Raw genomic sequence first — 12581 nt, 5'->3', positions numbered from 1 at the left:
ATCCGGCGGAAGTCCGACACCGATCACGCTTGACGACTACCATCGCACACGGGCGGAGTTGCAATGGCACGCTCGCTGGCCGAGGCTGGGCCACCGGATCGAGCAATTTTTGTTCGGATCTCAAGCCGAATCTTACGTGCCTTACTTATTCTGACGCAGGACGAGTCAACGAAGGTGTCTGGCACGCAGTGTCTACCTGACCATTGCCTTCAATCGAGGTCAAACGTCAGGGAATTCAAACCAGCGCCCACCTGTCCCGCAGCATCTCGGCAAGCTGCGCTGATTCAGCAAGCGTAAGACTGGAGAGTTCGTCCGCAAGTGCCGCGAGATTCTTGGTTGTCCGCACGGCCGGATATTCATCCTCAATCATCTGGCTTTCAATGACCTGGCCGGGCTGGAAGTATCCAAGTTCCTCACGCAGCTTTTGCGCTCTTAAGATGGACTCCTCCGTCCAATCCGCTGTGTCCCAGAAAATGAAATCCTCAGACGAGCCGCGTATCCCACGTGCATCGAGTGCAATCCCGACGATGAAGCGCCTTTCCGGTCTTACCGCTTTTGCAGCGATGCATCGCGACCTCAGGTGAAGCATGCGATCGGCGCGGTACGCCGCGTAATCCTTCCCTTGATCGCCGCGACCGATGAACAGGACGTAGTTGATGTCTGCCTGGTCGGAGGGAAGCAATGTGCTTACCGCGTTATTGCGGGCAATCTCGGCGCGCTCCAGAATGAGTTTTGACAGGATGCGCCTTGAGAAACGTGTCTCACCGGCCATTGCTCTAACCAGTCGCTCGTGATCGGACATCTGTATTTCGTTCCCGAACTCAAGCGTCTGCGCCAAATAATGGCCGGTGACGTATTCGATCAAACCGTCCCAGAACTGCCCTATCTTGTTCCGCTCTCGCCCAGCCTGGAATTCGGGAGACGCCTGCGCTTTCGCCCACAAATCCGGTTCGAGCCGATATTCCTTGTCATGTTGCGGAAACTTGCGGCCGTTCCACAGGTAGTAGGCCAAGATGTCCAGTTCAGATTCCGCGTATACAAATTTCCCGTTTTCAAAGAGCGCCATCTTGCTGTTCAGGTAATGGATTAGGTCGGACGTCGTTGAGAGCTCCGTCAGCACGACCTTGATACTGTCTTCGTCGAATACATGAACCCAGCCGCGGGCTTGGCTTATTGTGCCGACCGTGAACGGTTCGGCATCGTCGACAATTCTTGGATTGATCCTGAGCGCACGCACTCCGGTTTCCGCCTTGGCTCGATCCAACGCGCCCAGTGCCACGCAAATGCGGTGAACACGCATCTCCGTAAGTGGCGGCAAACGGATCGGAAGAGGCTCCGCGCATCTGGTGTCGAGGAAGACCTGATCAGGATAGGTGCGAAGCCAGCGTTCCGCCTGGTCGACCTGATGAGCCGAGTGGGCGACGGACCGCCGAAACCAACGAGACCAATCAAGCATCGAGTCGCCGGTCAAGGGAAAGGCACAGGATTTGTCCGAGAACACAAGCACGTCGTTGCCAAAGACGACCAAGAGGTCCGTGAGCTCCTTGCTCGGCTTCTTGAAAAGATTGGGATAGGTCCAGAGTTTCAGGAATGAACGATCACAAAGCTCGGCCAGAAGCCGCTCGGATGGTGTCAGCCCCTCGGAACGTTTGAAGAGCATCGTCCGCTACTCCATTGTGGCCAAGTGTCCTTCAACGCGACCTAAGAGATCATCGCGCGTGCGAGCGTTCGCGGTAAGATCTGAAATGGCTGACGTTGCTTAGTGTGCTGGGGCGCAAAAGCGAAAGCAGCAGAGGGCAACTTTGCGAGAACGAATAGTAAAAAATCGTAGAACATGCGTGCACAGAAATTGCACACGACCCACGTCTAACTATTTGATTTCAATAAACTCTCTGTCCAATCCATCATCGGCGCAATGGCGAATTTTCGATCTAAGCCATTCATATCATTTGCTAATTTTGTCTCCAATAAGTCCGCTATGTATTGGACCGCCAGAGAAATTGAACATGCCGTAGCTTCCGCATTCGCCCGATTTGTTGCTCAAACTTGCCGAAAACGACCGCCCCGAGCCCTGAGTGCACACATAATGCACACGAGGCAAGATTGGAATGCACACGCGGGGCCCAGATATTGGCCCCTGCCGAAATCGAAAGTATCGCGACTGGCTGCGCGTATCACCAAGGCATGGGCAATGTGCTGGCGCGAAGATTGACTCCGACGACTGCCGGAGAGCCGGTCAATAAAATTCAGCTGGGAAGGACGGTTTCAAGCCAGGAGCACTATCGGACTGATGTCGGTCCGCAAGTGGACATCACTCGGATGTACCAGCCGCGACGGTGGAGCTTCGAGAATCGCGGAAGTATCGTTCCATTTCATATTCGTTGCTCACGAGATCGGAGATCTCGTCATCGAAACTTCATCCTGAACCATTCGTTGAGCAGGTCGCCATTGAAATGGGGCTCACAATCATTCTTCGTCGCTTATAGAAGTGCCCTCAGCTCGCAACATTGCACGGTCATCATGTCGAGCTGATCGCGAAAGGCGGCCTCTGCGCTGGCCTGCTGAACCACAAACAATCGAAGCACAGGTAGCCCAATAGATTTATGAACCAAATGGCAGATCGTCTTCCGGCTTCCACTAACCGCCACACGTCATTTTCCAGGACGAGTTTCCGTCTGCTTTTCCGGCACATAAACCAAACGCCCATCCGAAAGCCGATAGGTCACCCCGGCGCGGGCTCCCTTCCCTTCACCGATATCACCGTTCGTTTCGTATCGCGTCAGTTCTTGGCCTTCCTTGACCATGATGCGCATGTCCGCTTCGCCTGGATTCTCGACTACGACGACATTCTTACTGCTGAATGGATTGAGCGGATTCTTGACGATGATGATCATCAGGATCGCAATAACGACCAGAAAGATATCGATCAGGTTGACGACGGACAGGATCGGGTCATCGGAATCGTTCTCTGCAAGGAAGCGCATCACGCTGGCTCCGTCTGGCGTTCGATGGCACGCAGCTCCTGCAACAGCCAGCGGCGACGCACCGTCAACAAAACGAAGGTGATCGATGCGCTAACGAGCGCAAGAATGACAGCCGAAAAGGCAACCACCAGACTTTCGCCGATCGCCTTGGCATCATTGTTGGCGAGCGCGAGTAGCGCCGGCCCCATCGGGATCATGGTGGCAACGAGCCCGAGCATTGGCGCGGTCCGCGATACGATCCGCAACCTTTCCAGCCGCTTCATGATCCAAAGTTCGAGATCCTCGCTGCCGACAGTGTGCGTAGCCTGATAGGCAACGAGTGGAGACTGATATGTTCCCCGAAAGCGTTGCCACGCCTCCATGGCAAAAGCTCCCGCCGTAATAAAGGCATAGGCGAGAGCGAACACGATTAGGACGAGTACCGGCATCAGGAAGAGCTTGGATAGTTCGAAAAGCCCGGATTCGAAAATATTCATATCATTATCCTGTCACTCTGAGCCGCGCGTTGGATCGCACCTGCACCGCGGCGCCTGCAAAGACACAGACCAAAACCAGCGCGACCCCGATCCATGTCCGCCACAACGACGAATTGCCGCTGCTTGACGATGAAACTGTCTGAAGAACCTGCCCGCGGACCTGTTCACCTGCATCTGTTTGCGCATCGTCGGCGTTGGAAGTCGCTTGAGTTGGTGCCGCTCCCGCCGAAACGGCCGGCTGCAAGCCGAATCCTGCGGCCATTTCCGCGACAAAGGCGCGTGTGGCAGCCTCGCCGATATCTACTGAATGCTGGTCAGCCAATTCACGCCATCGCTCGACCAGTTCACGGCGCGTTGTTTCGGTTGCATCCCAGTACCCCTTGCGGATCACCTCGACCATCCGCTCGACGATTTGCGCCTGCGCAGTCGGATTGTGTTGCTCAAACCAAGCTTTGAGACCGAGCTGTCGCATGTCGCGGATGAAGGTGTCATGGATGGCTTGCCATTGATCCGCGCGCACTGTGCCAGGATCTGTCACCTGCCACCCCCACAGATTGTTGACCGCGTTCAGCAGTTCCAGCGTTCCGGCATAGCCATCCCGCTGCATGCCACCGATCCAATGTGGATTGAGGGTGCGCGTGCGCATCTCGTCCGCGAGAAACCGCGCAGCTGAGGTGACGCGCGAAGCCTGCTCGCGAAGGTCGGCAATATACAATGAGGGGCTCCGGCCATCGAGGTGACGAATGGCGAGCGAGAGACCACCGAGATATTCGAACGGATGATCGGTGGAGAGGATGCCATGAAGTTTCGAAGAGCGTGACAGCACCGCAGCTTGCGTCCCCCTCAGTTGCTCGGCAAACAAGTTGCCGCCCTCAATCCGGACGCCCCAATCCTTGCTGCCATAGGCGTATTGCAGACGCGCAAGAAACGCGTCTGCAAGCGACTCCTGTTTGTCCCAGGTTGTCGATTGCAGCACCTTGCCTGGCAAGCTCGTGCCGTAGTCGCCTGGCTCGTTGCTGAACAAGCGCAAGGCCGCAAGCTCAGTTGCGCGCGACGTTGCTATTCCCTGCCCGACGAGCTTGCGCGCGACATCCCGCGCGTTGCGGGCAATCGTGTTGTCCGGCTCGTCTAGTGCGGCGAGCCGCGCAATGGCATCAGCAAGAAGTCGCATGAACCCGTCAAATTGGTCGCGATAGACGCTCGTGACTTGCAACACGGTATCGATTCGCGGACGTCCAAGCTCGGTGGCGGGAACGATCTCAAGGCCCGTCACGCGGCCGCCGTCATTCCAGACTGGCCGAAGGCCAAGTGCCTGGAGAATCTGGCCTTCGACGACGCCGAGGTGACGCATGGTCTCGCCGGACCACAGACTGAACGCGAGCTTGTCCGGCGTCTCACCATTGTGCTCAGCGCGATAGGCATCGATCAGTTGTTGCAAAACCTTGCCACCCGCTTCATAGGCCGCGCGGGTTGGTATTTTGTCTGGCTCAAACGGAAACAAATTGCGCCCGCTCGGCACATCCGGATCGCGGATCGGATCGCCGCCTGCCCCCGGCGCGACAAAACCACCCGCGAGACCTGCGAGCAATGCCTCGATCTCGTTCGTTTCTGCGAGATGCCGGTCGAGAGCAACTGCACGCTCCAGCATCGACCGAAGGTCACGATCAGAAACATCGGAGAGCGGCACATCGTCGCGAAGATGCCGGTGCAACATGCGGTAAGGCGCGCTGTCCTGAAGTGCCTTGAAGTCGCTGGCAAAGAGCTCGTCCGGCTCCGTCCCGAGGCGACGATAGAATGGCTCACCGAGTTGCTGCATCACGGTGACAAGCCGGTGCTCGGGCGATGCGGCCTCCCCGAATGTATGCAGTCCGAGCGGCATGGCATGCCGGGCGAGTTCATGCACATGATCATGTAACGCCGAGAGAAAGGCCGGAAAATCTGTCTCCATCCGCGTCTCGTCCCACTTCATGTCGCGATGAAGATTGGCCCGGATCACTAGTGCACGAATGTCCGCCGCCGTACGATCGCGGACGGCTCCGTCATCGAGTTGGATATATTCGTGAATCCTGGCATGGAGATCGCGCAACTCGTCATAAAGTCCAGCCGGCGCAAAAGGTGGCGTCTGGTGGCTCACAGTAACGGCACGGCCTCGCCGCTTGGCCTGGATCGCTTCAGCGATGTTGTCCTGGATATAAGGATAGAAAACCGGCAGATCGCCAACAGCAAGATACGGATAGTCTCCAGCAGAAAGCCCGCGATCCTTACCAGGCGTCCATTCCTGCGTGCCATGCGTACCGAAATGGATGAGTGCATCCACACCCGCCATCTCACGCAGATAAAGATAGGCCGCAAGATAAGCGTGTCCGGGAGGCTGCTTGGCATCGTGATAATCACTGCCGGGGCTGCCGCTGCGTGGTGGCTGCGGCATGATCAGAAGCTTGCCGATTGCGAGACGTGGGATCACAAACCGCTTTTCGCCGCCGATCTCAATGAGGCCTTGTTGGTCTTCCGGAGCACCCCAACGGGCGAGGATCTCATCACGCCGCGCGGACGGCAATGTATCGAACCAGGCGCGATAACGTGCCACCGATATCGTGTCAGCCAGTCCATCCGCGAGAAGCGCCGATAAACGTTCCGGGTGATAGATAGCCTCGAGCATCGCCTGCATGGCCTCGATCAGTCGCAGCTCCGTGGTCGGCGCAACATCATAGCCCGCGGTCGCGAGCGCTGCCGTGAGCTTCTCCAGACTCCGGGGGACATTGAGATTCGATGCAGAGATATTCTTTTCACCCGGCGGATAGTTCCAGAACATCAGTGCCAGGCGCTTGTCAGCGATCGGCTTATGCCGGAGCGTTGCAAGGCGCTCGACTTTCGCAAGCAACGCATCGACCTGGCCCATCATCGGGACCGGCTCACCGTTGCGTACAGCGTCGATGACCATAGGATCGCTGACGCCCCAGCTTTCTGGCAACGCGAGAAACGGCGCCACCAGACGCGGTGACATGCCGCTATCGGCCTTTGCCCAAGCCTCCGGGTCGCCCTCGCGATAGCTGACAGTCTGCAACACGGGGATATTCAGCTTAAGGAATTCAGCCTTGCGCGCGGGACCGTTCTGAAGGTGGGTCGCGATGACGAGGACATCGGCCTTGGCCGGACCGAGCAATTTCTGTAGTGCATCGGGATCAGCGGCGTCGAACCAGAAGACAAGCGGCAACAAGCCCCGCGCTTCGCTTTGTGCGATTAGCGCATCGATCACCTGTGTTTCCATTCCGGAGATCAGACCGGAGTGGATCGCGAAGGCAACCCGTGGGCCGTCGCTCTTCCAGCGATCACGCGCCCATTGCAGATAGCCATCCAGATGATCGAATAGTCTGGGTGCGGCAGAATGATAGAATCCAATCGCCGGCAGCGCCGACGGTGGCATTGCCGCTGCCGTATCCGTGCCATTGCGCCATGCCCGGATGTAATCAAACATCGCGCGGATATTTCTTTCACCACCGCCGGCATAATAGGCGATGAGACGCCGCGCGTGTTGCGGCGGAATATTGCCGAAGGCTGGCGGACCGCCACCGATGCGGACCCAAGGCGTGCGAGTATTGGCAAGAGCGGAGCCAAGCCGTTCCTGTACTTTTGTAAGATCCGTCGGTCGCGGCGTATCGAGGAGGATGAGGTCAGCACCTTCAAGCCACGTGTCTGGCTCTCCATTTACTGTCTCGACATACAATCGATCGAGACCAAGACGAGCATCTTCGGCGAAACGGCCGAGTTTCTCGAGTTTGCCTGGCAGAACGAAATCGACGGTGATGATGCGGATGCGATGTGCGCCGGGCAGAGGCACAGACGTCTGCGCTGCAGCCGATATCAATCCAGTAAAGCCGATAACAAAGCCCAGCAGCGCGCGTCGTAACATGATCAGATATTTGCCTTTGATGGTGTTGAAGCAAACTCACGCCGCAATGGAAGGCACGGCCTCGGAACGACCGGTGGGAGGAAAGCCGATCGCTCCGAGGCGAGACATGACGCGGCCTCGCGGCCAGAGCGGCGCAGATCGCACGCGATCATGTCAGAACCGCACGGACAAGCCTGCATAGACGGCGCGTCCCTCACCAGGCTTCACCATGGGCGAACGCGTCGGGGTGAAGGTGAACGGCGGCCGGCCAGGATTCTGTGTAACGGGCACAGTCGGGCTCGGAGCAAAGTCCGCGGCATACACAACGTCGGAGAGGTTTCGCCCCTCGACAAACACCGACCAGGACTTGTCGGGTGCCTGCCAGCCCACCTTGGCGCCAAGCAGCGTATAGCCCGGCACGACGAAAGCATCTCCACCCGACCCATCGAATGTGGTGGAACGATCGCTCAGATACCGCAGATTGACCGAACCAAAAAATCCGGACGGATGGCGATAACCCAATTCGCTGTAAAGCTGATGTTCAGGGATGACCGGAAGCCGGTTGTTGCCGAACACGGGATCATCATCGAAACGGAAGTCCGTATAATTCCAGACAACGTTGGCAAAGACCGAATCTCCGTCCTTGAACACATTGACGAACGGCAGAGTTTTCACGCCAAGCTCGAAGCCGTTGTGAATCGTATGATCGGCATTGAAGGCGACTGTATTAGAGGACGTGCAACCGGCGCCGATTTCCGTTGCGCATCGGGTAAGGATCTCGTTATGCAGGCGCATGTGGTAGAATGTAATGTCGTATTTGAAGCGCTCCCATCCACCACGCACACCGGTTTCCCACGTCCAGGCCGACTGTGCATCCAGTTGCGGGATTCGCCCCAGGCCGCGGTCAACGGCGAAAATATTGGCGAAGTCGGCGCCGCTCGGCACCTCAAAGCTGCGCGTCACATTCGCAAACACGAAGTGATTGCGGGTGTGTTCCAAGTTGACGCCGAATTTCGGATTCAGCGCCTGAAAATCGCGTTCGTAACCCAGAAGGGCATTGACGCGCCCAGGCTGCGGGATGCTACCGGGAATCGGCGGCACCGTTGCGACCGCGCCGCCTCGATATTGGTCATCGAGATCGCGGGTGGTGAAGACACCCTGCAAGCCAGTGAACAGGCGAACGCGCGGCAAAATCTCGATCGCGCTTTCGGCATAGCTTTCGACGAGCCATGATGAGAAGGCCCAGTCATAGATCTGGCGGCCCTTCGCCGTGCCCTGATTGAGATGCTGAAAGCGATCGAAATCGCCTTCGGTGTAGCCGATGCGCAGACCAGCGACGAGTTCAGTCGGAAGGCCGGCAAGCGAAGTCTTGTGCTCGACCCGGCCTGACAGGCCCATATCGCGCCAGCCATAATCGATGATACCAGCCATCGGCACTGGCAGATGATCCAGTCCCGTATTCAGGAAATAGCTGCCGAGTTCATACGTCGTATTGCCGTCGTGGATCGTCGTCCGGTTCGCGAGCCGCTGATATTCGAAATCGAGACGGGCGTTATATTGCGTCGCCCAGCCGACGGCGCCGCGTCGTTGTGTCTCCAATTGATCAAGCGGGACTGAATCCCCCATGTCCAGGTTGGTCTTGCCGACGGCAAAAAACGTACGGCTCTCAATGTTGGGCGTGATATTCCAACCGACATTACCGCTGAAGCGGTAGTCTTGCTGGCTGGTGTGGATCTGATAGCCATCCTTCTCGAAGAGATTGCCCTGCAGGTACCAATCGAATGGTCCTCTAACCCCGCCATTCTCGATCTGTGTCTGAAGCGTGCCGAAGCTGCCGCCGAACACAGTGAGGCCGGTGCCTGGCGCCGACCGGCCGGTTTTGGAAACGAAGTTGAGGGCGCCGCCCGTGGCGAGCGCTCCATAGCGCAGGCTGTTGCCGCCGCGATAAACTTCAACGTAGTCGGTCGCGAGCGGATCAATCAGCGCGTTGGTGAAGCCCGCTTCTGTTCGACCAAGGGGAAAGCCATCGAGATAGGCACGGATGCCGCGACCGTTGCGCGACCCTTCGTTGGCGATATCGCTGCCACGCATCGAGATGAACGTACCGCTTTCCGAGATGAAGACGCCCGGCGTTTCCTGAAAGATATCACCTAGATTGGTCAGCTTGCCGGGCTCACGCTCAGTGACGGACACGACCGTCTCCGCGCCCGGCCGTCGTTCAAACCGCTGCTGCTGCGCCTCGAACGACGGGGGATTGCTGCTGGCCACGGTCGACGGGGTTGAATCGGATGAGATGGGCGACCCACTACCCGCCACAGGTCTGACCGGCACCGCAGCCCGTTGGCGTGGAGATGTGACGGTGATGGTCTCCAGCAGCACGGTGTTGTCGGGACCAGTATCGGGTGGCGCATCCTGTCCATAGGCGCCTGTCACGGCGAGGATCGCGGCCGCGCCGGAAAGCCACGCCGCTCGTAACGAGCCGCCATGGCCCGCCCGCGAATCCAGCCTCAACGATCCGTTCTTTGCTTGAGAGTCTCGAGGGCTCGAATACCAAACAGCAGCGTTGCTGAACCTCACACTCATTTATTCGTACGCCCCCGCGTCAGCCTTTGAGACTTATTCTCAGAAAATGTTATGTTATAACATAACAGATAATGGCCAACCACAGGCGATGTCAACGGTGATCAACCGGTTGCGGCTTTCTGACGCCCATGGGTAACGGTGCTGGACGAAGCTATGGGCTAAAATTCGGAACGCCCGTTAATTGCGGCGCCAGCCACATATCGCTCAGTGAGGCTTCGTTCGCTGGCTCGGGGGGTTACATTGGCCGAAAACAGAGTTGCCGCGAAACCTGCGATGCGGTTTCGACCAGCGTCGTGACCGAAGGGTCGTTCCCATGTGCATCCCTTCGATCGGCCCCTGCGATCGCGAGAACCGCCACCAGTTCGCCTTGGGAATCGAAGATGGGTGCCGCGGCGCCACGGATGTTCTCGATGAAATGTCCCTTCAACCAGCCATAGCCAGCTTTTCGGACGTCACACTTGATCGCCTCGATGCGCTTGCGAACATCAGCCGACATCTTTTCGCTGCCAAGCTCACGCTGAAGCTTCGCTTCTGTCAGATCGCTGGAGAGATAAGCAAGAAACACATGGCCAGTAGCAGACGACAAGAGCGGAAAGATCGTTCCCAATCCGAGCGATGTCACACCAATGCCGCCACGAAGCCAACCTACCACTGTGGGGCCTTCTTCTCCCCATACAGCCAGCGTGCCGCCCTCACGGATCTTGGCGACCAGTTCCTTCAGCGCCGATGTGGCGAGATCGATGGCCTCGACACGCGCCAGTGCCGCAAGGCCGAGCCGCAGCGACCGCGAGCCGAGATCATATCGGCCGGTTGCCTGATCCTGGACCGCAAGTCCGCAACGCACCAGACTGACAAGATAGCGTCGTGCCTGGCTGAGCGACAAACCGGTCGCTCGTGCTACCTCGCCCAGCGTCAATGGTCCGCCGCCGTCCACCAATGCGTCAAGGACCTCAATGCCGGTTTCGACCGACTGAATGCCCTGCAGTTTTTCGGACGCAGCCAGAAGGTTGGACACTCCGCCTTCATCCTCGGCTTTGCCGCGCGAGCGTGCGGAGAACTTTTTTGCTTTGGCCATTTCAGAAGCCAGATTTCTCGCGGAAAATCATGAGATTGCCCAACCCAACGGCCGGATCGATATAAATGGATGCACCGTCGCGACGATACGCGATTCCGCCTGCCGAAAGCGAAGACTGAAGCGCATCGAGCGATTCAACTTCGATCACGTAACCGAGATAGCCGACTTCCCCTGCCGACTTGCGATCGACGCCGAATTTCTTCCAAGCTGCATCGGACGAGAGGACAACAAGCTCAATGCCACCGGAAACCACGTGCGCTCTATCTCCGTCTTCCGTCAATGGTTCGTCAAACATCGCAGCAAACGTCTTCAGCAACGCAACTGGTTCTTTTGCAACAGCGAGAACGGCCCGAATGCCTTTTGCGGTGTTGGCATGCACCAGCCATTCCGGTCTGAGGTAAAGGTCGACATTGAAATAGCGACAGCAATTGAAGGGCAGAGGCGCCGGGAACGGCAGGATGACATCAAATTCTGGAAACACGGATTCAGATGGCCCGATGATCCATTCCCGCTTCACGTGCACCGGCGGCGATGCCTCGAAGCCCTGCTTCAAAATCGCTGCATGAGCAGTGTTGATGTCGGCTGCGCCGAGCACCATCGACTTGACCGCTTGTGGACCCGACAGAATCTTTGCCATAGGAGCAGGCAGCTTTGTCTGATCCTGCACGGCCATCAATTCGATGAAATTGGCAAACCCGTTCGCGACCGGTGTCATGAGGACGAGGTGATTTGAGATTCCCATCGGCGCGATATGGCTGACGGGGGACAAAGTGAAGCCCATCCGCCGGAACAACGAGGCGGCGCCCTCAAGCTCGTGGACATAGGTCAGCAGATGATCGATAGCCCCGATCGGCTTAGGCATGGGATTCACTCAATATGTGATTACAGATGTCGTCGATATGCAGCGCGACACAGTCGAGCAACGTGATGCCGGGTGCATCGATCGGCAGAAGAAGCGGCAGTTCGGTGCAGGCAAGGACCACAACTTCGGCGCCATGAAATTGCAGCGACGCCACAGCCCGGCGCAGCGTTCCGCGGCCGGCATCGATCCTATCGCTGGCCGTCAGGACGGCTTGAATCTGATGGTCCAGCTCATCCTGCTCGTTGTTGTCGAGGAAGATGAGCTTGCGTTCACCGCGCCCAAGATAATCGGCAACGAAATCCGAACCACACGTCAACGATGTGCCGAGAACACCCGCTTTCCGTATTCCAAGGAAATCCAATCGATCCGCGGCGGCCGTCAGAATATGCGGCACGGTGCCCGTGGTGGCAGAACAGACCGGTTGATACCAGCGATGCGCCGTGACAGCAGTCAAGGCAATGACCTCGCAGCCTGACCGGGCGAGCCGCGTTGCCGCATCCGAAAGCATGGCTTCAACGCCCTTCCAGTCGGATGCATCGGCCATGGACAACAGCGCCGCATAATCGAGATTGCAGATGTCTCCGCAAAAGCTGCGATGCATCCCGAGTTCGGTTTCGAGCGCCTTGTTCAGGCGCTCGTAATAAAGAGCGGTCGAGCGCCAGCTCATTCCTCCGATCAATCCGATGCGGCGGGTCTGCTGTTTTTTCGTCAT

8 protein-coding genes are annotated in these 12581 nt (G+C 57.8%); all 8 read right to left on the bottom strand.

Annotated features, from left to right (window positions below):
• Positions 1-235: 235 nt before the first annotated feature.
• The 8 genes from CAK95_RS19350 to CAK95_RS19315 all read right to left on the bottom strand — a co-directional run bounded on the left by CAK95_RS19350 (position 236) and on the right by CAK95_RS19315 (position 12581).
• Positions 236-1660, bottom strand: coding sequence for a hypothetical protein (locus CAK95_RS19350; RefSeq protein WP_086089402.1), 1425 nt, complete (start codon positions 1658-1660; stop codon positions 236-238).
• 991 nt (positions 1661-2651) lie between these two features.
• Complete coding sequence (locus CAK95_RS19345) at positions 2652-2984, bottom strand: DUF2149 domain-containing protein (protein WP_086089401.1); 333 nt, start codon at positions 2982-2984, stop codon at positions 2652-2654.
• Positions 2984-3460: a MotA/TolQ/ExbB proton channel family protein gene (locus CAK95_RS19340; RefSeq protein ID WP_086089400.1), complete on the bottom strand. Its 477-nt coding sequence runs from the start codon at positions 3458-3460 to the stop codon at positions 2984-2986. Before CAK95_RS19340 ends, CAK95_RS19345 begins: the two co-directional genes overlap by 1 nt.
• A gap of 4 nt (positions 3461-3464) precedes the next feature.
• Positions 3465-7370: a cobaltochelatase subunit CobN gene (gene cobN / locus CAK95_RS19335; protein ID WP_086089399.1), complete on the bottom strand. Its 3906-nt coding sequence runs from the start codon at positions 7368-7370 to the stop codon at positions 3465-3467.
• A 153-nt stretch (positions 7371-7523) separates the two neighbouring features.
• Entirely contained in the window at positions 7524-9860 is a 2337-nt protein-coding gene (locus CAK95_RS19330) for a TonB-dependent receptor family protein (protein WP_183044156.1), read from the bottom strand.
• A gap of 307 nt (positions 9861-10167) precedes the next feature.
• Entirely contained in the window at positions 10168-11007 is an 840-nt protein-coding gene (locus CAK95_RS19325) for an IclR family transcriptional regulator (RefSeq protein WP_086089397.1), read from the bottom strand.
• A gap of 1 nt (position 11008) precedes the next feature.
• Complete coding sequence (locus CAK95_RS19320) at positions 11009-11869, bottom strand: VOC family protein (RefSeq protein ID WP_086089396.1); 861 nt, start codon at positions 11867-11869, stop codon at positions 11009-11011.
• Positions 11862-12581, bottom strand: a complete 720-nt coding sequence (locus tag CAK95_RS19315; protein WP_086089395.1) for an aspartate/glutamate racemase family protein — start codon at positions 12579-12581, stop codon at positions 11862-11864. The genes CAK95_RS19320 and CAK95_RS19315 overlap by 8 nt, the downstream gene beginning before the upstream one ends.

It is taken from the genome of Pseudorhodoplanes sinuspersici (genome assembly GCF_002119765.1).
Lineage (GTDB): Bacteria > Pseudomonadota > Alphaproteobacteria > Rhizobiales > Xanthobacteraceae > Pseudorhodoplanes > Pseudorhodoplanes sinuspersici.
This window is presented reverse-complemented; position numbering and strand designations above follow the sequence as displayed.

Coding starts and splice junctions, on each gene's coding strand:
- CAK95_RS19340 (WP_086089400.1), bottom strand. CDS start 3,460: ATGAATATTTTCGAATCCGGGCTTTTCGAACTATCCAAGCTCTTCCTG.
- CAK95_RS19350 (WP_086089402.1), bottom strand. CDS start 1,660: ATGCTCTTCAAACGTTCCGAGGGGCTGACACCATCCGAGCGGCTTCTG.
- CAK95_RS19345 (WP_086089401.1), bottom strand. CDS start 2,984: ATGCGCTTCCTTGCAGAGAACGATTCCGATGACCCGATCCTGTCCGTC.
- CAK95_RS19325 (WP_086089397.1), bottom strand. CDS start 11,007: ATGGCCAAAGCAAAAAAGTTCTCCGCACGCTCGCGCGGCAAAGCCGAG.
- CAK95_RS19320 (WP_086089396.1), bottom strand. CDS start 11,869: ATGCCTAAGCCGATCGGGGCTATCGATCATCTGCTGACCTATGTCCAC.
- CAK95_RS19315 (WP_086089395.1), bottom strand. CDS start 12,581: ATGACGAAAAAACAGCAGACCCGCCGCATCGGATTGATCGGAGGAATG.
- cobN (WP_086089399.1), bottom strand. CDS start 7,370: ATGTTACGACGCGCGCTGCTGGGCTTTGTTATCGGCTTTACTGGATTG.